Source organism: Limnobaculum zhutongyuii (assembly GCF_004295645.1).
Classification (GTDB): domain Bacteria; phylum Pseudomonadota; class Gammaproteobacteria; order Enterobacterales; family Enterobacteriaceae; genus Limnobaculum; species Limnobaculum zhutongyuii.
Map to the genome: position 1 here is coordinate 2,873,202 of NZ_CP034752.1, position 21,993 is coordinate 2,895,194.

Here is a 21,993-nt window from a genome sequence, read left to right on the forward strand (position 1 = left end):
CACACTGCGCCCATTTTTTGCTCACCCAATAAACAGTTTCACCTATTTAATTAACGAAGAACCGCTAACACTCTTCAGAACAATGGCCATAATCTGGGAATAAGCCAATGAAACTGTTCTTATGTGAAAAACCCTCTCAGGGACGGGATATCGCGAAAATTGTTGGTGCCACAAAGCGCTCTGATGGTTGTATAGTCGGCGATGGCGTTACTGTAACCTGGGCCTTCGGTCATCTATTAGAAATGACCGGCCCTGAAGGATATGGCGAACAATATAAACAATGGAAAATGGCGTCGTTGCCTATAATACCGCAACAATGGCAACTCTCAGTTAAGCCTGAAGCGAAAAAGCAGTTTAAAGTCATTCAGTCACTCCTTAAAAAAGCGACTACCGTTATTATTGCTACAGACGCTGACCGAGAAGGCGAGACGATAGCCAGACAACTGTTAGAATATTGTCAGTACAAGGGTAAAACACAGCGCCTCTGGCTCTCAGCGCTTGATGATGTCAGTATCCGCAAAGGATTATCGTCACTAAAATCAGATGCAGAAACCTACCCTCTATATTTAGCAGGATTAGGCCGTGCCCGAGCAGACTGGCTGGTCGGTATGAATATGACCCGCGTTTATACCCTACTCGGACGCAATGCGGGGCTACAAAAAACCGTCCTCTCGGTCGGTCGAGTGCAAACCCCAACGCTGAGACTGGTCGTAGATCGTGACAGACAAATTACTTCATTTATCCCAAAGCCCTTCTGGTCGCTATTCTTAACGTTGAATACCGGCACTGATTCATTTATCGCTGAATGGCTCCCGCCAGAAAATGTCAGCGACGAAGATAATCGCTGTATTCATGAACAAGCAGCCAGATTAGTCAGTCAGCATGTTCAAAAGTCTGGGCAGGCTATTGTTAGCTCGGTAGAAACCAAACGGGCAAAGGAATCGGCACCCTTACCGTTTGACTTAGGAACCCTTCAGCAAGTGTGTTCTAAAAAGTGGAGCATGGGGGCACAGCAGGTACTGACTATTGCCCAATCACTGTATGAAATCCATAAGGCGACTACCTATCCAAGGACCGACTGTGGCTATCTGCCAGAATCAATGTTTGCTGAAGTTCCTCACGTTCTGGCAGCAATGATAAAAACCGACCCGCAGGTACAGCCGTTGACCACTAGATTAAATCCCCAGTTCAAATCTCGCGCTTGGAATGATAAAAAAATCAGCGCTCACCATGGAATAATTCCAACGATGCAGGCTACCGAGCTAGGGAAAATGACCGATGAAGAACGAAAAGTCTATAACCTGATATGCAGCCACTACTTAGCACAGTTTTTCCCTCTCCATGAATGCGATAAAACACAGGTCATGCTATCAAATGCCAACCAATCGTTTCGGGCCCAGGGCAAAGTCATTATCGCTGCCGGTTGGAAAACGCTATTTAGTAAAGACTTTGATGACTCCACTTCAGAATTAGGTATTGAACAAAATATTCCTGCCTTGATAGATGGACAGTGCTGTTCTGTTACCAACGTTGATATCCGCGTCCTTAAAACCAAACCTCCCGAGCATTTCACTGACGGAACACTGATTGCTGCGATGAAGAATGCGGCTCGTTTCGTCACTGATGAACGCTTGAAACAGCGACTAAAGGAAAATGCCGGTATTGGTACAGAAGCAACCCGAGCAGGTATTATTGAAACACTACTAAAACGTGGCTATTTGGTAAAAAAGAAGCGATTTCTAGTCTCAAGCGACACCGCGACAATGTTGATTGATGCCATACCTGATGTCATTAAAGATCCTGGTACAACTGCACTATGGGAGCAGGCGCTCGATAGTATTGCATCAGGGGAACTTAAGCTTGATGATTTTCTGGCAAAGCAGTCAGTATGGATTGGCAAGATTGTCGAATATGCTAAACAGCAGTCTCTCGTAAAATAATTACCTTTACTTAGCCACCTAAAGGTTGAAGAATCATAGGCCTATGCCCATGCTATTAAAACCTATAATTGAATTGTTATGTTTGATAGCTGATATGGAGTCTAAATGGAAAATTATTTTTTAAACTTGGAAGCAATTCATCCTTCATGCTTGGTCAAAATTCTACAAGGGAATAAGCTTCCAAAAAATGGCGAGATATGGGAGTTCACCAATGAGATAAAACCGTTGGATCTTTACTGCTATCTATATGCAAAGTATGGTCCGCCAAATGGCATGCAGAATTTCCTTCGCTCTGATGATTCGGATAATCTCATTCATTGGGAATGGACTCTTGCTGGTGAATATGGACTTACTTCAATTCAAGGGCAAAACTTTCGAAGCGAAGTTCATTTGATTGGTGATTTTAAAGGTAAAGGAATTACACTCGAGAGTTTTATTTCCCAGATAAAATCGGATATCGGAAATCATGGTAAAAAAATATCCGAACTTAGAAAAGAGCTTGAAAAGTGGACGCAGTTTGTCAACCCTTATCAACGCATTGAATCAGCTGTAAACCTTCATTTTAATAAACTAGACGAACTTAAACTCAATCCTCAGGAAGACAAAGTTCCACAAGCTACTTCTCATGAGGAATGGGCGACCTATCAGGAGCGTTGGTCTACTGTATCAGAGAAGTATAGTTATGCTGTGGGTTTAGCTTTCGGCTTGCGGTCAATGCTACCAGTCCTTGCTGAATCATTTGTGAACCTACTGTTGTTTATTTTATGTCGAGCAGATATAAAAAGTAATGAACGACTTTTCAAAAACACGATTAGGCAACCTATAGACGTAAGGATTCAATCATTACATGTCAGTTGCATTGGGTTTGATTCAGCTGTTGATTATTCATCGGAAGAGTGTAAAAAATTTCACACTCTGATGAATGAAAGGAACGATCTTCTGCATGGAAATGTTGAGATTAATAAGCTTTCAATAGGTGATGTTTTCTTCAATAAACGCGTCCCTCTTTTTATCCAGTATGAAGACTTCTGGGATAAATCAATTGGAGTGTCAATGCGATCAGTAAAGTTTGAAGCCATACATGAAGATAAGAAAATTGTCGATGATTTCATTAAATATATTCTTAGCAAACTTGACGCTAATATAAAAAAACAAGTTGAACTAATTATGGAAAAGGGTCAACTAGGATTTAACCATAAAACTGGTAGGATTGGTTTACTATTTCCTGAGCATATGGTTGACTTTAGGGCCGTTTTTAAAAAAGTATAACGAACTATTGCTCTCAGAAATTTTACTTTCTACGTTCCTAAAACTCCTATTATTGGAGCATCATATGTAGCCAAAGAGCATATCTATCATGATAACGATTAATGAGATAAAAGAAGAAGCATGTAAATTTCGAGCGTTGCTCGATAATTGTGATAAATCCAATACCAATCTTGTAATAGACGATTTTCCGGTTATGAGCTGTAAGCTTTCTTCGATGCTTCTTGCCTATCATTTTCTAACGTTATGGCCAGAACTTGAGTTAAAAGGTATTACGGCAGCAACTGGAAGAAATAATCAAATAACTCACTATTGGTTAGAAATAGGTGAATTTGTCATTGATATAACTGGTGATCAATACAACATTATTGATGCCAAAAAGCTAAACAAAGCTATTGTAAGAACCAGGCCATTTACCTCTGTCCATGTTTCAAATAAGAAAGAAAGCCATCTCTACAAATTATTTAAAATTAAAGAAAAAGAGCCTATCACCTATGGTTTTCCTACCATCGGAAAAGATTTTATAGAAGAGATGGAGCTTGCTTATCACCAACTATTAAGTCAGGAAAATACACATAACGTCCACTCGTGTTCCTAACTGACTGTCAGATCACCTCGCTACTAGTATATTCAATCTTATTATTGGAAAGTGAGTTCATGATAAAAATCACTGTCTCAGTTGTTATAATGTTCAAGTCATATATGGGCTAAATATTACTTTAGCTGCCTCCTCATAGCGCGAGCTTCGTTGAACGCGCAATTCCTTCGGAATCGAAGCTTATTTCACTATTTATCAACTGTTCTTAGCCATGTGCAGATATTCTTATCGGTGTATCTGCACATGACTAACTTCCTTGTTACAGCCGGGACCAACCGGCAAAAAAATGGTGCCGTTTGTGCGTAAGCGCCTGCTATTCGATCCAAGCCCACAGGGGATCGGAATGATGATAATGACTGCGAGGGCATAATTCATAATTTTTGGGCCTAATTTTACCGCGACAACTTACCGAAATATAACACTGCGCCAGCAATGGCGCTTTCTTTCGCTTTTATAGCCAAATAAAACTGCTTTATTGAGAAAACAGTTCTTTCTATTCCAAAAATCCCGCTAGTTGTTTACTTGCACAACTTGATGACTGTCTCTGTCTGAACCAACCAAACAAAGACCGAATCTGGCTTCTCTGCTCCCTTTATCAACATGATTAATAAATTCAATTTATCAGTGACGTTGCTGCTATCGGTGAGCATTAAGCATTGTGCTTTTAATTTTTAAATTATACCAGTTTTGGTATAATTGGGATGCTATAATGAATCGAATAGAAAAGCCGCTGATGTGGATGGGCTCCAGCAAAAAAGACCTCATATCCTTACCACGCGCTATTCAACAATTTTTTGGCTATGCGCTTAACTTGGCGCAAATCGGCGAAAAAGCCAATGACGCGAAGCCCCTTAAAGGATTCGGTTCTGCTGGTGTGCTGGAGGTTATTGAAGACCTTCAGGGAAATACCTACCGCGCCGTGTATACCGTAAAATTTCATGATGCGGTGTACGTTCTGCACTGTTTTCAAAAGAAATCAACGTCAGGTATCGCCACACCGAAATCTGATATGGAACTGATCAAAAGTAGACTTAAAATGGCGGAATTATTATCAAAGCAGAGCTTAGAGAGGGACAAAAATGATAGAGTTCGATAAAGGCAGTACCAATGTTTACGCCGATCTCGGCTTTGACAACCCCGCAGAGCAGTTAGTAAAAGCCAAACTAACTCGTACCATCGACTTGATGATGAGAGAGCGCCATCTCACCCAAATAGATGCCGCCTCAATGATGAAAGTTAAGCAGGGAGCCCTGTCAAAACTGTTGAAAGGCAACTTCGACGGATTTAGTGAACAACGCTTAATGAAAATGCTCACCGCACTCGGCGCTGATATTAATATTGTGATTAATACCACACCAGGCACCTTCCCTGGCTCAGTTCAGGTAACCTATGCTTAATCACTGCCCCAAATTGTATGGGGCGATTTAACCACTCATCGGTGAATCAAAAGCTAAAATACCCGCATTGATGGTACTGATGGCCTCTATTACACTATCAAACAGAAAATCTAATGCCCGACCATATTCGTCGTTAACCGATGATTTTTTTCATAAGTTAATTTTAAGTCGTTCAAACAAACATTCAAAAAACTCTACCGCCACTGCCTTAGACTTTGGCCCTATGGTGTAGCGATTGTCGCGATAGCTGGAATCGGAAAATTCAGCTCCGCCAAATCGGTACAATTCATAACCTTTTAAGCGCAATCGTCGATCTTCCTCAACCATTTTTCCGTATCGGACTGGAGACGCCCTACCATCATCAGCATAATGCTGCTGACCATCTACTTCGATGACAATTCGAACATGCCCATCGAGTAACATCAGGAAATCCATTCGTTGCCGTTCGAGCACATGCACTTTGTTTAATTTATCCCGCTCTGTTTTCGTGAACGGATCGTAATGTAGATAGACCTGTGGAATTAACGCAGGAAGTCGATCTTTTAGCTTAGGCGCGAATACTTCGTAATAGGTCTGAAAAATCGCATATTCACCCGGAGAATGAGTCAGCCCAACCGCGCGTTTCAAGCGATCTCCTAAAGACTTTCGAGCTGTTTTTAGATCGGGTATTTTTTGACGATTTTGCCACCACTCAGCCATTCCGACCCAAGTTAAGCCAGTAAACGGTAAGGGCTGATCAAACACTAAGCACATGTCTGCGTGCTGTGTAATCTCGATGTCGTTATTAATGGCATCACGTAACACCAATTCTGGCTTTGGCCCAATCGAGGCAAAAATCAAGTTTTTCACTGAGCCTGCAACACCGTTATCTATCCGCTGAATGGCATAAACTGGATATCTAGATTGCTCACCAATCACTACAGCATGAAATCCATCAGAACGCAGAATAGTATTTAATTTTGTGGCAAGTTCGGCTTGCTCAGTTCCGCGTCTAACCACAGGATCAAGTAACTTTTCAAGCAGGGTAAAAAACTTGGTCTGGCTGCATGTTAGCGCTCCGCAGCGAATCAATACTTCCTCAATCGAATAGTCTGAATTACGCACATAATGCTGGGCGATATCTTGGGATAAAGAAGGCAGGATATTAAAACTACTATTAGCACTATCCCAACACAAATGTTCTAAAGAAATGACATTGAGACCGTCGAAAATATCCACATCATTAAAAAGCTTATCAAGGTTATTCAAGACCTTCAGGATATCACGACGAGTAATTTCAGTGATTCGGTATTCGGCATGCACGGTCATTTCGCTCAAGACTTCCGCTAATCTTGGAGCATCAAATTCTTTCAGAACAGCTTCCGCAATAGCCAATAAAGTTGGTTGGTCATACTCCATTAATCGGCTTTTAACATAGACTTTCCGACTTCTAAAAGCCTCATCGGCATCACCGTCTTGTACACTTTTTTGAATTCCAACCCTAACGCAAACAGCAGGAACGTTATACGATTTTGTGTTTTCCCTGATGCCTTCGGCAATTCTATCACGCAACATATCTAGTGAAACTTGGACAACCGCTACTCCCATTACACCTCCGACACTAAAATTGTCAGTACTCTGGGCAGATTCAGCATGGATAGATTTATCATAAAGTGATAACTCACGATAATACCCAACCACAATAACCCTTTATTTTTTAGTTAGATCGATAATAACACACCTTTATATTTCAATTAGAAATTGAGTTATTTACTGCGCCAAAGAAATGCTCACTTCATTCTAATCCAACTCTTTATTTATCTAAGAAAGGATCGTCTATGAAGCTATTCTCGATTTTTATATTGGTGTTCACTTCAGCATTGTTCGGTTGTACTGCAAGTACCAGCCCTACGAGCCCCCAGCCAGTTAAAGACAATGTTAAGCCTCAACCACCGATAGAAGCCATACGTTATGGGCAATATACGTTGGTTTCCATTTCCCCTACAGAGGCTCAGCAGTATCCCATTCAGCAGATAATTAGCTATTCAATCCCCGCTCAATTAAATGTCTCTGTTGCCGCTGCCATGCAATATGTACTCAAAGATACCGGCTATAGCCTGTGCTCTCCTAATGACCAAGCCAGTATCTTACTCCAACACCCCTTACCCGCGATTCACCGCTCTATGGGGCCAATACGACTACATCAGGCATTAGCTGTTTTAGTCGGGCCAGCGTGGGAAGTGAAGGTAAATGACACCAGCAGAACGGTATGCCCTACTCTAAAAACCGTTTGAGTAACGAAGCGAATGCGCCTACGACTTGAAATATGACAAGTATGTAGGCTCATTCATCTAATGGCTTTTCTCTTTTTGACCCGATTTGAGTTGTTTATTGTCGCGATGCACTAAATCAAACATCGTAACTAAAATTCAACGTTGGATATCCGCTATGGTAAAACTACATCGTCATGCTAATAGCCTAAAAATCGGCATTCTATTCATTCTTTCTGTCGCTACTCTTTATAACTTCATTCAAGTTAAGCACTTATCTAGCTTACCTACCATTACACTCAGCGCGATTGAAAAAATAGAAAATGAGCTTACATCAGCAACGTTAACGATAGGTCAAAACACCGCTGATAATCAGCAGCTGTCTGGCTTAATCTCGTCAATCGAAGCGTTATCTCAACAACAATTTGCTGCAATTCAGGCTGAGTTAAGCCAGTCGACTCAAACAGCAAATCATCGTATTGATGCCATAGATACTAAAATTGAAGCCCATGATTCTATATTGCAGCAACTTAAGGAATCTGTACGCAGTTTAGAGGCGATAAAAATATCGTCGGCTAAAGTACCGTTAGAAACACCGCCAGCAATCAAACAAAATCCTCTCCTTAATAAATCGCGCCCTTCTCTCAAGCCCAAATTACCCTTTGTCTTGACCGGCATTGAACTACGCGGTGGGAACGCCGTTGCCGTCGTTGCCCCCAATACATTTAACCAGCTTGCTCAACTTAGCCATATTGCTATCGGTCAGCAGTCTATTGATGGATGGGTATTAACCAATCTGTCATCCCGTTCGGCAACATTTCAGCGCGGTAGACAAAAAATAACGACATCCCTTATAAGTCAGGAGTCATCGCAATGAAAGTGAAGACGCTCATTACTGGCGGAATACTATTTATCCTTATTGGTAACAGCTATGCCGATACCACCTCGTCAAAAAAACAATCTATCAAACAAGCGATATCGACTGAAACTCCGGCAATTATTGATGCGCAACGTTGGGGCCTAAGTGAAACTGAGTGGCAACATTATCAACGGCTCAAAGACAGTGAGCGAGGCATTTGGTCACCAGGATTAGATCCCCTGACAACGTTAGGTATCGAGTCAGAAAATGAGGCCGAACGCGATAAATATGCTGAACTGTTGGTTCAAAAAGAGTTTCAACGCGTTGAGAAAGAATTGGCATTTCAGCGTGCTTATGACCGAGCCTGGAAAAAGCTATTCCCTACCCTAACCCCCATAAACTCAGCGCAACAATTCGACATAGCAGGTTCAGGCCGATTGGCTTACTTTACCTCTGATGAATGCCCCCGTTGTGACTCACAGCTAAGGTCGCTATTAGCCTCAGGAAAACCCGTCGATATTTACCTAGTGGGTAGTCAGAATGACGATAACCGAATTCGAACCTGGGCATTGAAACGAGGCATTGATACCCACAGAGTCAAAAATGCAGAAATTACCCTGAACCACGACGATGGTCGCTGGCTAACGCTCGGTCAGGGAAAAATGCCAGCACTGATACAAAAACGGGGGAGTGAATGGGTACTCGTCTCGCCATAATAATAATGACGCTATTCGCTAGCCTATCATCATCCTTTGCTTCCCTAAATGCTGTTCCTGTGGGCTATAAGCAAGTGGCCGCACAATACAATATTCCCGCTGAAATATTGTACGCCATCGCTTTAACTGAAAGTGGAACCAAGCTTAGACAAGGTATCAGGCCGTGGCCTTGGACCATTAACGTTGCAGGCAAAGGCTACCGGTATCCAACACAAAAAGACGCCTGTATTGCATTGACCGGTTTTATGCGGTCGACACGGCTTAAGCGCATCGATGTCGGACTGGGACAGACCAATCTCGGCTATAACGGTCACCATTATCAATCCAGTTGTGAAGGATTCTCGCCGTATAAAAATCTGCATGTTACCGCCAAAATTCTCAATGAATGCTATCAGTCTCAGGGGCGTGGCAGTTGGCTAAATGCTGCCGCTTGCTATCACCGACCCGCCGGTGGCCGACCCGCACAAACCTACCGCTTGGCAGTACAGCGCCACCTTAAAACCGTCACTCAATAGAAGAGATTATTATGGAACGCTATTTTATCTTCATGCTGCTTATCTACTCAATAACCGCTCAGGCGGCATTAACCGTTGTTGCTGATTTAGGCGGAGAGGCTACCGCACCCTATTTTGAAGGTATTAATGCTATTGACAGAAAACTACCGTTACCGGCAGATATTCATTCAGTTGATGAAAACCACTTTCTGCCGGTTATTTCTGAAAAGCTGACGCCGGGTACGCTGGCAAACCGTAAACACTCACTCCCCGGTATGATCCCGATTTTTTTGGTAGGTAATGACCCTCTTTCTAAACGTTGGCTCAAAGAACGATTACCCATGCTACAGACCCTGAATGCAACCGGTCTGATCGTCAATGTGTCTGACAGTTCTGGTCTCGCTGCACTGCGTAATATTGCTGATAATATCAGTCTCTATCCAACCTCTGGCGATGATTTAGCATCGCGTTTGAATATCACTCATTATCCCGTCTTAATTACCGCAACCGGGCTGGAGCAATAATGCGGCTTTCACCTAAAAAATACTCAAACCCGGCGCTGCGGAAATGTCTGGAGCAGGAAATTGCATCAGCGTTAAGCGAAAATCAGCAAATTGATACAGACCAACCGCATCTAATAACCCTCGAAGCATCATCCTCTTCAGCGGCTCAAAACAGCGAATGAGCGATCGTCACGTTATCGAAACCCTGCTTAGACCCGCCGTAGAGCTTTATTCTGCCGGTGCGGCAACTGCCGCCGGGTATATCTGCATAGCCGCCCCTTGGTCACTGGCACTCGCGCCTAACGTCAGTTACACCGTGGCGCTGGGATTTGCGACTTTAGCCGCTGTTCGCGCTAATCAAGGATTGCGGATATTACGTTACCGGCGCAATATCCGCCGCCTACCTCGTTATGTTATGACCAGCGCTCAGGTGCCTTTAAGCTATCGCCAGCTATTTATTGGCCGTGGCTTTCGTTGGGAACAAAAACATACCCAGCGACTCCATACCTGTCGCCGTCCCGAGGTTGAAGCCTATGTTAATCCGAGCACTCACTATTATTATGCCCGGCAGCTAGAAAAATTGTGTGAGCATAGAGCCTTCTGGCTAACCAAAGCGCTATCTCAGGATAGTATTCTCAACCCTTTTCGCCCCCTGCCACCGGTTGGCGGTAGCCCTCTGATACATGGCATTGAATTAAATGAAATAGACGTAACGCTCCCTCTTGGTGAGCGCGTCGGTCATACTCTGGTTATGGGAACAACCCGCGTCGGCAAAACCCGATTAGCCGAATTGCTTATTACGCAAGATATTCGTCGGGGTGAAGTGGTCATTATTTTCGATCCAAAAGGCGATGCAGATTTACTCAAGCGCGTATACGCTGAAACAAAACGAGCAGGACGTGAAGATGAATTTTATGTCTTTCACCTCGGTTGGCCTGATATTTCGTCTCGTTACAACGCTGTCGGCCGGTTTGGTCGTATCTCCGAAGTGGCATCCCGCATAGCTGGGCAACTTTCCGGTGAGGGGAACAGCGCCGCATTCCGCGAATTCGCCTGGCGGTTCGTTAATATTATCGCCAGAGCATTAGTCGAACTTGGCCGACGCCCGGACTATCTGCAAATTGCCCGGCACGTCGTCAATATCGACGATCTTTTCATTGAATATGCCAAATACTACTTACCAAAGCATGAACCGAAAGCGTGGGAAATCATCGTTCAGCTTACATCGAAAATTAATGATAAAAATACCCCACGTAACCTTCAAGGAAGGGATAAGCACGTTGTTGCTCTGGAGCAATATCTTGCGATGGCTAAGGTTTATGACCCTATATTGGACGGCCTACGATCTGCCGTTCGCTACGATAAAACCTATTTTGACAAAATAGTAGCATCACTCTTACCGTTGTTAGAAAAACTCACTACCGGTAAAACGGCACAGCTTTTGGCCCCTAACTATAGTGACCTGAATGACTCTCGACCTATCTTTGACTGGCAACAGATTATTCGTAAACGTGGCGTGGTCTACGTGGGCCTTGATGCACTTTCCGATTCTGAAGTGGCTTCTGCGGTTGGTAATAGTATGTTTGCCGATCTGGTTTCTGTCGCTGGTCATATCTACAAGTTTGGTGTCAATGATGGCCTACCCGAAGAGAATCAATCAAAAGTACCGATCAATCTCCACTGTGATGAATTCAATGAGCTTATGGGTGATGAGTTTATCCCATTGATCAATAAAGGTGGTGGAGCTGGAATACAGGTTACAGCGTACACTCAAACGCTATCAGATATTGAAGCTCGTATAGGTAATGCGGCAAAAGCCGGTCAGGTTATCGGCAACTTTAATAACCTGATTATGCTACGCGTTCGTGAAACGGCTACCGCAGAGCTACTAACGAGTCAGCTTCATGAAGTCGATATTTTGACCAACACGGTGATCTCCGGCGTCACTGATTCGTCTGATCCGTTCAGTAAAAGCGACTTTGTCAGTAATACTCAAGACCGTGTCAGCTCCGTCAAGGTTCCGTTAATTGATCCCTCAGCCATTATCCAACTACCGAAAGGACAGGCATTTGGTCTGCTTGAAGGCGGTCAGCTATGGAAAATTAGAATGCCACTCCCTGCCGCCGGTAATGATGAATTTATGCCAGATAATATCTTACAAATTGCAGACTATATGCAGAAGAACTACCGAACCGGCGAGCAATGGTGGCGCGGAGCAGTGATGCCAGAGAGCTCAGATTCTGACCAAAATAGTACAGAAGCGCTACTCAAAGCACTAGCAGATGATAATGCCAGCGCTGAGGTCGATGATGTCTGAATCAGTGCCTAATAACAATTTACCCCAAAAGCGACAAGGTCTTATCTCATCCGCATTCTCGCTGCTGGGTAAAATCATCGCGCTCCTATTTACTTCCTTGTTCCTCAGCCTACTGATTGAATGGATAGGCATCGCCATATTCTGGCCCGAGTTAGGCGCGGAACACAGTCGACAAATGATGCGTGCTGAACTGCAATGGTTTTCTCACGATTTTACCCGTAGCCTGCTAATCTCTGAACCGCTCCAGCAGGCAGAGTTCCTCCTAGAAAGATCTTATTATTGGCTGTTTGTAAAAACCGGTATCGCCGGTTGGATAAGTAACATCAAAACCTCAGATAACCAGAATCTCAGCTATGCGCTCTACTACTACTTTGATGCCTATATTCATGCCACCCTCTACATTACGATGACGTTTATTTTACGGTTAACCTTGTTGGTATTAACTATGCCACTATTTGGATTATCCGTACTGGTTGGTTTAGTGGATGGACTGGTACGACGCGATATCAGGCGGTTTGGTTCAGGCTACGAATCAGGCTTTATCTATCACCATGCCAAACGCACCATCGGCCCTATCTTCATCACGGCCTGGTTGCTTTATCTGGCGTTACCGTTTTCGGTACATCCGAATGTTATTCTGTTACCGGGTGCGTTAGGACTGGGGTTGGCGGTGTCAATTACTACGGGAGCATTTAAAAAATATTTATAATTAATAAGTTAACGTGAATTTCCTCATCTTTATAGAGTGAGCTAATATAAGCCAATAAACAAACTTCATTCGTATAAGGACTAGTACGATATGCCCCATTCAGCAAGCTATTCCCCTTCAAGAGATTGGCAACATTTTGAACGACTCTGTAGAGCATTACTCAGTAAAATATATGGTAAGCAATTTCAACGTTGGGGCCGTAATGGCCAATTTCAGAATGGTGTTGACTTATATACTCTTACAAAAAATAACAAATTCATTGCATTACAGTGTAAAGGCAAAGGTGATGGTTTTGGACAAAACTTTTCGATTAAAGAAATTGATCAAATTATCAAAGATATCTCTAAATTTCCTCGAAAAATTGATCATTTAATTATCTTAACCACTGCACCCGATGACCGAAAAATCCAAGAATATGTAGTAAAGTTAACCCAAGAACGTCTAGAACAAGGTAAATGTGAAATATCTCTGTGGGGATGGAATACAATATGCGATCACATAGGTTTGTATCCTGACATTCAAAAAAGTTTTTATGGGCATTGGTTTCAACGTCTCACCATCACTCAGTGGTGTTTACGCTCATTCTTTATTTTCATTCTCTTACTCGTTGGTTATATTGGAGTAAAACAGTATTCTGAGTACAAAAATGACAAGCTACAACAAAAAAACTTATCACTAACCTCGCTTAATCAGGCTTTAGATTTAACGAATGAATTAGGTGATTCATATTCTAGCTGTTATTTAGAACTTAACAAAAGCAATTTCATATTTAGCCAAGAATTTAAAGAAAGCTGTATTACCCCTATCGAGTCAGCTTTGGCCAATTTTGATAAACATATTGAAGACTCATCTGTATTTCTTAGCTCAGTTAGTTTAGAAGAAATTGATGCCATAAAAAAATAATGCATGAAGATTACAGGCAAACATTAATAACACTAACTAGCATTAATATGTTTGAAGAAGATGTTATAAGAACATTGAAACATGCGTGTCCTACGCAGAATCAAGGTTTAGATAAATCTTTTTGGCAAGACAGTATGAAAAACTCATATTTATTGGGTAAAAATGCAATGTTAAGACAGCTTGAATATTACTTTCTATTGAGAGATTATATTTTACCCAGTACTACAGCTATAAAATCAAGAATTCAAATTCAAGCTAGAGAATTGAATGGAGAAAAAAACCCACAAAATATGGTTGACTCAGCTAATAATTTACCAAAACTGATTGATCTTAGAAATAAACTTTCCCCCTTTGAGCCTAAACAACCATTTTCAATGGCTCCAGTTAAAGCTTATTCAATTCGCGATATTGTATTTGATATTCCACCTTTAGCTGAAAATGAAATTGACATTGAGCAATTGAGATGGAATGAGGTATATCTTAAAGCTCAATTGAAATCATTACAAAGTAGGCCTAAAGATATTGAAGAATTAATTTCATGTGGACTATTAGAACCTAAAGCTCGTGATGAACTTTTAAACATAAAATAGAAACTCTTCTAAACCAAAACTCAATTTCCCACTGAAATAGTCTTATCTTAACGCCATCCTGTTGACTCACTTATCGTCAACAGGAGGCTCCTTCTATGCGCTGTTCTAAATGGTTAGTGCTATTGATTAGCGCATCATTTAATCTGCCACTCCATGCCAGTGAGAATGAAGAACTCGCTCTTACTTTAAAACAATTAGCTCAAATTGAATCAACGCTGAAAAGAGCCCACCAGACGGCGCAATCCAATGTAACTGAGCAACGTTTTTTCTTTGATTACCCGCAGATCCATCATGATATCCAACTAATGCGTTCCGGCATTGAACAATATCTATCGCCTTCACGAGCTCAACCCCGAGTACCTATTCCCTTGGTGGGTGAATACCGACGAGAAACCGTTCGATGAACAGCGCTGACTTATCTGCGGCATTTCAAGCTGGCAGTAACGCCAAACCTGAATCGATGAACCTGATGCTACTCGCGCTTTTCTCTGCCTCGTTGTTTTTGTTTGCCGCCTGGGTGCTGATTACCGCCTTTAGAGGGATAAGTTCGGGACAGGTTAGCTGGAAACAGCTCGGCAGTATCACCGGGCGCACAGTATTACTTATTTTATTTTGCTTATGGCTCGCCTTAAGCTAATGGAGAACATGGCATGCGTATATCTTTTATACAATTTATCGTTCAGATATATCAACGCGCTATCGTTAGCGTCATCATTTTTTTAACTCCCGTCATGGCCCGAGCCGACTTACCCACCATGGAAGATCCCTCTAGAGGTAAAGGCAAAGGGATCGTCGATACCATAAAAAACTACGGTTACGATATTGTCATTCTCTTGGCGTTGGGGATCTGTGCCGTCGGATTTCTCTCAGTTGCTAATAGCTGTATCGCAACCTACGCAGAAGTCCAAACGGGTAAAAAGCAGTGGAAAGACCTTGGGGCTATCGCCGGTGTAGGTGCTGTTCTGCTGGTTGTCATTATTTGGTTGCTGACCAAAGCCTCTGAGATACTTTGATATGGCCTCAATCGACTTTTTACCCGACCGACTCAACAGAGAACCGTCCGTATTTCGGGGTCTCACCACCAGCGAGCTTTTTATCGCCTTCTTGCTTGGGTTCTTTAGCGGGTTATTTTTCGGCGTTATTCCCGCTATAGCTCTGCAACTCTGGCCCCTCATACCCACCTGCGCCCTGCTATTTGCGGCCTTAGCTATTTTATGGGGCGGTAAATACTTTGCACGCCTTAAACGCGGCAGGCCAGATACCTGGCTCTATCTGGCAATTGCTGCATGGTTCGCCCGACGTGGGTTTGGTGATACGCGATTAATTCAATTCGGCGCCATTTGGTCAATAAAACGGAGTTAAGCCATGAGCAAATTTAAACACGCACTGGCCGCCCGAGATTCTCATATCAACTCGCTGCGTTTAGGTCTGGTTATTATTCTGATCATCGCCATGGGATTGTGGTACGGATGGCAAACCGCACCACGAGATTTAACCATTCATAATCCTCCAGACTTACGAGCCGGGAGCACCAGAGCCTGGTGGGAAGTCCCTCCCGGTAGTGTCTACGCCTTTACGTTTTATATTTTTCAGCAGCTCAACCGCTGGCCAACCAATGGCGACGTTGACTACGCCCGTAACCTGCAATCGTTAAATGCTTACCTGACACCCGCTTGCCACTCTCAATTAGAACAAGATTATCGTTATCGGCGTGACGCCGGTGAGCTAAGAGATCGTGTCCGAGGGACTTATGAGATCCCGGGCAGAGGTTTCAATAACAAACGTGTCGAAGTTATCGACCGGGACAACTGGTTAGTTACGCTCGATTTGACGGTCGATGAATATTACCGTTCTGAGCCGGTTAAACGGGCTCTCGTTCGTTATCCCATCAAAGTTGTACGCTATGACGTGGATGCAGAAAATAATCCATGGGGATTAGCCATCGACTGTTACTCCGCTAACCCACAGCGATTAGAAGCTGCCCCAGCTTCAGGAGCGGATAAATGAAACATATCCTCATTTTCCTATCGGTTTTAATCAGTGCCGGTGCCCAAGCGGTTGAATTGATGAAATGGGAACGCATTCCTCTGCAAATTAGTTTAAACGTGGATCAAGAGCGGATCATTTTCGTTGATAGAAACGTTCGAATCGGCTATCCAGCCAGCCTTGACGGTAAAATTCGGCTACAGAGCGCCGGTGGTACAGTGTATCTACTGGCCAACGAGCCATTTCCCCCCAGCCGTTTACAGCTGCGGAACGTAGAAAATGGTGAGTTAATACTGCTCGATATCAGTGCTAAAGTCGGTAAAACGGTGCTTGAACCAGTTAAGTTAGTTTACGGTGATAGTGTTTTCAGCAATCAGCAAGATGGGGGGCGGGGAACTCAAAACACAGCATCGGAGGCTCAACCAGAGCAGCCCTACACGCTTTCTATTCCACAGCCGGTTGCCCTGACGCGCTATGCAGCGCAAAGTCTGTATGCCCCTTTGCGCACCATCGAGGCATTACCAGGAATTCAGCAAGTATCCGTCAGACTCCCTGCTACTATTTCAACGCTCTTGCCCAGTGAACCTATCATCGCAACCCCACTCAATGCCTGGCGTAGCGGCAATTATGTTGTTACTGCAATTAAGCTAAAAAATACCAGTCGCCAACGAATTGCTCTCGACCCCAGGGCGCTCCAAGGCCATTTTTATGCTGCCACATTCCAGCACGCTTGGTTAGGGGCAATCGGAACGCCTGAAGACACAACGGTGGTGTATTTAGTGACTCGCAACCATGGGGCAGAACAAGCGGTTCTACCAGAGCCAGTCCCTGAAACCAGTAACAAATTGGGAGCAAAGCCATGAAGCTGAAACCCAATAATATGCTCAAGCTGATCCTACCTATTGCTGTTTTAGGGGCCATATTTATCGGACTTAAATCCTGTAATGCGCCGTCACCAGATTCGGATAATCAAAAGATAGTGTCAATTGCGGTGGCTGACTTAACCGATGAGGAGCTGCAAGCACTCGGTATTGACGGTGATACCGCTGCCGATACGGTGGCGACGTTAGTGGGTCAAATGAAACAATATAGGCGTGAACTCCAAGAGATTAAAACCAACAATTCCACGCTACTAAAAGAAAACCAGCTTCTTAGAGAACGAGAGCAGAGCGTTGATACTCGAATAGCGTCCGCACTTAATTCTGAGCGGGATACGCTGCGGGGTGAAATGCGTTCTCAACAAAACTCACTGGTTGATGAGTTTCAATCACGTTTAGAAAAGCTGACCAGTAGTAACCATCTATCGGGGGATTTACCTATCGGTCTGGGTTTAGAGTCAAGCGATCTACCCGACCAATCGGGCAATAACATTCGTTGGATTGAGCCTCAGGATGCCATTAATGATGATGCCCAAAAATCATCTCCGGGTTTCAGCTTCCCTACCCGTTTTAAATCTCTTGATGACTCTGAATTAGGTCAAGATCAAAAGGAATTTCGTGCAGCACTCAAAGGCGAGCGGGATATTGAAGATGCGAAGCCTGTCTACACACTCCCTGAAAATTCAACGTTGATGGGTTCCGTCGCTATGACCGCCCTACTTGGCCGAGTGCCAATTAACGGCACGGTAACCGACCCGTATCCATTTAAGGTGTTGATAGGTCGAGATAACCTGACTGCTAACGGGATTGAACTGCCCGACGTTGAAGGAGCCGTTATGTCAGGTTCAGCCTCCGGCGACTGGACGCTTTCATGCGTCAGGGGCAATGTTCATTCAATCACCTTCGTATTCCGTGACGGAACAGTGCGTACCGTCCCTCCAGCCTCAGACAAAGCGCAGAATAGTGGTGATAGCCAGCAAAGCAGTGTGATTGGCTGGATATCCGATCCACAGGGATTACCCTGCGTACCGGGTACGAGAAAATCCAACGCAGCTGAATATATCGGCAGCCAATTCTTGCTGTCAGGTTCAGCCGCTGCCGCCGATGCCTTTGCCAATGGTAATACGACCACCGTCGTCGATGGCAGCTCTGTAACAACTGCCGTCACTGGCAGCAGCGGCCAGTATGTTCTTGGTCAGATGCTCGGGGGCGGCTTAAAAGAGACCAGTGATTGGTTTAAGCAACGTTACGGCCAAATGTTTGATGCTGTGTATGTCCCTCCGGGCCATCCTATCGCGATACATATCAGCAAGCAGATCCCCATTGATTATGAGCAACAGGGCCGCAAAGTTAAATATGACGATGCCACTAATATCAACGCAGAACTGGATTAGGTGAGTACATGAAAAAAACACTTTTACTCATACTCACCATCACCTTGGTGGGTTGCAGTACCTCTCAAGAAGATATCCTGCCGACAAATGGCAAAAGTATGCTGGATCTGTGGCATCAGCAAGCCGGTGGTTCTCAAACCTTACTCGATATGCGCACTCAGCTACGACGACCGCTAACATCACCGGATACAATGACCGCTGCCCAGCGGGAGTATACTCGTACGGCGGAAAATGAAGTTAACCAACTTTTTCCACGCCTGCCGAACCCTGATTTGGTCATGTATGTCTTCCCTCATTTAACCGGTAAGGGAACGACGCCAGTGCCCGGCTATTCCACCGTTTTTTCGCTACATAGCCGCGTTGAGTACGCTCTACCAGGCGAACGAACAGGAGAGTTGTAATGAAATCATTATTTCATGCCTCAATAAAGAAAGATGCCGAAACTCAACCTGCTGAAACAGGCCAAAAACGACCGGTACGCAGTGGTAAAACAACGCAGGCTGATGTGAATTTTCTCTATGCCAAAGGGCAATCTTTTGTCGATTTGTTGCCGTGGGTTGAGTATCAAAGTCACAGTGAAACGCTCTTGCTTGATGATGGCCACAGCGTTGGTGCAGTTTATGAGATAACGCCCATCGGCACCGAAGGTCGGGCAGAGTCACGATTGGAAGAAGTCAGGGATATCATTACCCATGCCCTGCAAGACAGTTTCGAAGAGACAGACAACCATCCATGGATTGTTCAGTTCTACTGTCAAAATGAAAGTGACTTCTCCTCTTATATGCAGACACTGCGTAATTATGTAGTCCCCGAGGCCAAAGGCAGCGCGTTTACTGAGGAATGGCTGAATCAGATGGACCGGCACCTGCATAACATATCAAAACCTAACGGATTGTTCTTTGACGATGTAGTGACAAAAACCCCGTGGCGGGGGCAATTGCGCCGAAACCGGATGGTTATCTATCGCTATATTCCTAACAACGATCCCACCCTGCTAGGGCAGACACCGGAAGACGCACTCAACAATATTTGTGAACGCATCATCGGCGCACTCAAAGGCGCAGGCCTCAAACTGCACCGCCAGTCGGCAGCGCAGGTTCATGACTGGCTGCTGCGTTGGTTTAATCCTGCCCCAGCGTTTATTGAAGATCGGCAACAGTTTTATCAGCTCGCCGGGTATGCCGAACAGGACGCTCAGAATCTGCCAGTTCTGACCGATTTTGCCGAGTCGCTGCTGTTTACTGAACCAGCGTCAAACAGTAAAGAGGGTAACTGGTATTTTGATGCTCGACCTCACCGGGTTGTGGTGGTAGATCGCTTACGCAAAGCGCCGAGAGTCGGGCATATCACAGGAGAGAACCGCAAAGGTGATGGGATTAATGCCTTATTCGATTTAATGCCTGAATCCACAATTATGAGCATGACTATCGTCATCTATCCACAGGACCAGCTTGAAGAGCATCTGAATAAGCTGGCTGACCGAGCTATTGGTGAAAATACTGATTCGATCTACACAAAATCGGACTGTCAGGAAGTAAAAACCTATCTCAAAGATGGCCACAAGATGTATCGCAGCGCATTAGCGTTTTATTTAACCGCTGAAAATACTCAGTTACTGCAAAAACAAGTTAGAGAGCTGAACAATGTTTTACTCAATGCCTCTTTAGTGCCTATTCAGGAAAATGATGAGGTCGCGCCGCTGAGTGCCTATCTCCGCTGGCTACCGATGTGCTTTGAACCCGCCAGAGACAAACGTAACCTGTATACCAAATTTAACTTTGTTCAGCACATGGCTAACTTACTGCCTTTTTTCGGCAGAGAGACTGGCACCGGAAATCCAGGAGTCAGTTACTTCAACCGGGGTGGTTCGCCATTAACCTTCGATCCTTAAACAAAAATGATCGATCGCAAAATGGACATCTATTGCTTTTAGGGCCGACTGGGGCCGGTAAATCAGCCACGCTGAACGGTAAAATAGCTCAACTGATGGCGCTCCATCGCCCACATCTGTTTATCATTGAAGCCGGTGACTCATTTGGTCTCACCGCTGACTATGCCGAACGCTACGGATTGACGGTTAATAAGATCAGCTTAAAACCCGGTTCCGGCATCACCCTGCCGTTATTTGCCGACTCTTGGCGTCTGATGGGTGAAGACCCCGCTAAAGTCGAACAGTTTGAGGATGAGACCGAAGAAAATACCAATGAAGATGACGGAGACGCTCAACGCGACATTCTTGGTGAAATGGAGATCACGGCACGTCTAATGATCACCGGCGGTGAAGCCAGAGAAGATGCCAGACTAACCCGTCCGGATAGAGCCATGATTCGGCAAGCGATTATGAATGCAGCCCATAAAACCTATGAGGAGCAACGGCAGACCTTAACGCAAGATATTCGGGATGCCCTGTTTGAGTTATCTCACGATAACACTCTGCCCGAGTCTCGCCGAAACCGAGCCTATGAAATGGCAGAATCAATGGGGCTATTTTGCTCCGGATTTGAGGGTGAATTGTTTAATCGTGAGGGTCAGACATGGCCAGACGCTGACATTACGTTGGTAGACTTTGCTACCTTTGCTCGCGAGGGCTATGAAGCACAACTTGCGATATCCTATATTTCCCTGATTAATCACATCAATAATTTGGGCGAGAAAAACCAGCACTCATCGCGCCCTATCGTTAATATTACCGACGAAGCCCATATTATTACCGTCAATCCGCTGCTGGCTAAGTTCCTCACCAAAGGTTCTAAGATGTGGCGTAAATTAGGCGTTTGGCTGTGGTTGGCAACCCAGAATCTGGCCGACTTCCCGGCTGATGCAGAGAAGCTATTGAATATGATTGAGTGGTGGGAGTTACTGGTCATGCCGCCGGACGAAGTTAAGCAAATTAGTCGTTTCAAATCCCTGACCGAAGAACAGCGGTTATTGTTATTATCGGCAACCAAAGCACAGGGTAAATACACTGAAGGCGTGGTGCTTAGCCATAAGGTTGAAGCACTGTTCCGCGTCGTACCGCCAAGTATTTATCTGGCGCTTGGAATGACAGAAAAGCATGAAAAAGCGGAGCGTAAACAGCTTATGCTGAAACATAAAATCAGTGAACTGGATGCCGCACTGATGGTGGCTAAGAATATTGATGGGTTTAGAGGATTAGCTACGTAGATTTCAGCGTAAAAAATTGGGCACCATGA

At 44.3% G+C, this 21,993-nt stretch carries 23 protein-coding genes and 1 pseudogene; 23 read left to right on the forward strand and 1 reads right to left on the reverse strand.

From position 1 onward, the window contains the following. Positions 1-107: 107 nt before the first annotated feature. The 5 genes from EKN56_RS12870 (at position 108) to EKN56_RS12890 (ending at position 5,201) form a co-directional block, all read left to right on the forward strand. Positions 108-1,940: a DNA topoisomerase III gene (locus EKN56_RS12870; protein WP_130592145.1), complete on the forward strand. Its 1,833-nt coding sequence runs from the start codon at positions 108-110 to the stop codon at positions 1,938-1,940. Between the two features lie 105 nt (positions 1,941-2,045). Next, the gene (locus EKN56_RS12875; protein WP_130592146.1) at positions 2,046-3,209 is read left to right on the forward strand and encodes a hypothetical protein; all 1,164 of its coding nucleotides are present in this window, start codon (positions 2,046-2,048) and stop codon (positions 3,207-3,209) included. Between the two features lie 88 nt (positions 3,210-3,297). After that, positions 3,298-3,804, forward strand: a complete 507-nt coding sequence (locus EKN56_RS12880) for a hypothetical protein (protein WP_130592147.1) — start codon at positions 3,298-3,300, stop codon at positions 3,802-3,804. 709 nt (positions 3,805-4,513) lie between these two features. Beyond that, on the forward strand, positions 4,514-4,900 hold the full coding sequence (locus tag EKN56_RS12885; RefSeq protein ID WP_130592148.1) for a type II toxin-antitoxin system RelE/ParE family toxin: 387 nt from the start codon (positions 4,514-4,516) through the stop codon (positions 4,898-4,900). Then, entirely contained in the window at positions 4,884-5,201 is a 318-nt protein-coding gene (locus EKN56_RS12890) for a helix-turn-helix domain-containing protein (RefSeq protein WP_112872070.1), read from the forward strand. Before EKN56_RS12885 ends, EKN56_RS12890 begins: the two co-directional genes overlap by 17 nt. 150 nt (positions 5,202-5,351) lie before the next feature. Here EKN56_RS12890 and EKN56_RS12895 read toward each other — a convergent pair whose 3' ends face one another. Then, positions 5,352-6,788, reverse strand: a complete 1,437-nt coding sequence (locus EKN56_RS12895) for an AbiJ-related protein (RefSeq protein ID WP_130592149.1) — start codon at positions 6,786-6,788, stop codon at positions 5,352-5,354. A 230-nt stretch (positions 6,789-7,018) separates the two neighbouring features. Here EKN56_RS12895 and pilL2 point away from each other — a divergent pair, with 230 nt between their 5' ends. From pilL2 to EKN56_RS12985, 18 genes and pseudogenes are all read left to right on the forward strand, one after another. Continuing rightward, the gene (pilL2, locus tag EKN56_RS12900) at positions 7,019-7,474 is read left to right on the forward strand and encodes a PFGI-1 class ICE element type IV pilus protein PilL2 (protein WP_130592150.1); all 456 of its coding nucleotides are present in this window, start codon (positions 7,019-7,021) and stop codon (positions 7,472-7,474) included. A gap of 154 nt (positions 7,475-7,628) precedes the next feature. Next, entirely contained in the window at positions 7,629-8,327 is a 699-nt protein-coding gene (locus EKN56_RS12905) for a hypothetical protein (protein WP_130592151.1), read from the forward strand. Continuing rightward, positions 8,324-9,025: a TIGR03759 family integrating conjugative element protein gene (locus tag EKN56_RS12910; RefSeq protein WP_130592152.1), complete on the forward strand. Its 702-nt coding sequence runs from the start codon at positions 8,324-8,326 to the stop codon at positions 9,023-9,025. Before EKN56_RS12905 ends, EKN56_RS12910 begins: the two co-directional genes overlap by 4 nt. Further along, positions 9,004-9,540, forward strand: coding sequence for a transglycosylase SLT domain-containing protein (locus tag EKN56_RS12915; RefSeq protein WP_130592153.1), 537 nt, complete (start codon positions 9,004-9,006; stop codon positions 9,538-9,540). The genes EKN56_RS12910 and EKN56_RS12915 overlap by 22 nt, the downstream gene beginning before the upstream one ends. A gap of 11 nt (positions 9,541-9,551) precedes the next feature. Then, entirely contained in the window at positions 9,552-10,043 is a 492-nt protein-coding gene (locus tag EKN56_RS12920; protein WP_130592154.1) for an integrating conjugative element protein, read from the forward strand. Positions 10,044-10,200: 157 nt separating this feature from the next. Further along, a complete protein-coding gene (traD, locus tag EKN56_RS12925) occupies positions 10,201-12,339 on the forward strand; it encodes a type IV conjugative transfer system coupling protein TraD (RefSeq protein WP_130592155.1) in 2,139 nt (712 codons plus the stop codon). Beyond that, a complete protein-coding gene (locus EKN56_RS12930) occupies positions 12,329-13,048 on the forward strand; it encodes a TIGR03747 family integrating conjugative element membrane protein (RefSeq protein WP_210405303.1) in 720 nt (239 codons plus the stop codon). The genes traD and EKN56_RS12930 overlap by 11 nt, the downstream gene beginning before the upstream one ends. 90 nt (positions 13,049-13,138) lie before the next feature. Next, entirely contained in the window at positions 13,139-13,951 is an 813-nt protein-coding gene (locus tag EKN56_RS12935; RefSeq protein WP_130592156.1) for a PDDEXK family nuclease, read from the forward strand. A gap of 47 nt (positions 13,952-13,998) precedes the next feature. Further along, positions 13,999-14,541 (forward strand): hypothetical protein, encoded by a 543-nt coding sequence (locus EKN56_RS12940; protein WP_130592157.1) that lies wholly within the window; start codon positions 13,999-14,001, stop codon positions 14,539-14,541. 95 nt (positions 14,542-14,636) lie between these two features. After that, on the forward strand, positions 14,637-14,945 hold the full coding sequence (locus EKN56_RS12945) for an integrative conjugative element protein, RAQPRD family (RefSeq protein WP_130592158.1): 309 nt from the start codon (positions 14,637-14,639) through the stop codon (positions 14,943-14,945). Further along, positions 14,942-15,178, forward strand: a complete 237-nt coding sequence (locus tag EKN56_RS12950) for a TIGR03758 family integrating conjugative element protein (RefSeq protein WP_130592159.1) — start codon at positions 14,942-14,944, stop codon at positions 15,176-15,178. Before EKN56_RS12945 ends, EKN56_RS12950 begins: the two co-directional genes overlap by 4 nt. 13 nt (positions 15,179-15,191) lie before the next feature. After that, positions 15,192-15,554 (forward strand): TIGR03745 family integrating conjugative element membrane protein, encoded by a 363-nt coding sequence (locus EKN56_RS12955; protein WP_130592160.1) that lies wholly within the window; start codon positions 15,192-15,194, stop codon positions 15,552-15,554. A gap of 1 nt (position 15,555) precedes the next feature. Further along, positions 15,556-15,903: a TIGR03750 family conjugal transfer protein gene (locus tag EKN56_RS12960; protein WP_130592161.1), complete on the forward strand. Its 348-nt coding sequence runs from the start codon at positions 15,556-15,558 to the stop codon at positions 15,901-15,903. Between the two features lie 3 nt (positions 15,904-15,906). Then, a complete protein-coding gene (locus EKN56_RS12965) occupies positions 15,907-16,548 on the forward strand; it encodes a PFL_4703 family integrating conjugative element protein (RefSeq protein ID WP_130592162.1) in 642 nt (213 codons plus the stop codon). Continuing rightward, positions 16,545-17,390: a TIGR03749 family integrating conjugative element protein gene (locus EKN56_RS12970; RefSeq protein WP_130592163.1), complete on the forward strand. Its 846-nt coding sequence runs from the start codon at positions 16,545-16,547 to the stop codon at positions 17,388-17,390. The genes EKN56_RS12965 and EKN56_RS12970 overlap by 4 nt, the downstream gene beginning before the upstream one ends. Beyond that, positions 17,387-18,799, forward strand: coding sequence for a TIGR03752 family integrating conjugative element protein (locus tag EKN56_RS12975; RefSeq protein ID WP_130592164.1), 1,413 nt, complete (start codon positions 17,387-17,389; stop codon positions 18,797-18,799). Before EKN56_RS12970 ends, EKN56_RS12975 begins: the two co-directional genes overlap by 4 nt. Positions 18,800-18,807: 8 nt before the next feature. Then, complete coding sequence (locus tag EKN56_RS12980) at positions 18,808-19,200, forward strand: TIGR03751 family conjugal transfer lipoprotein (protein WP_130592165.1); 393 nt, start codon at positions 18,808-18,810, stop codon at positions 19,198-19,200. Further along, positions 19,200-21,964: pseudogene (locus EKN56_RS12985) on the forward strand (conjugative transfer ATPase). The gene EKN56_RS12980 and the pseudogene EKN56_RS12985 overlap by 1 nt, the downstream one beginning before the upstream one ends. Positions 21,965-21,993 lie beyond the last annotated feature (29 nt).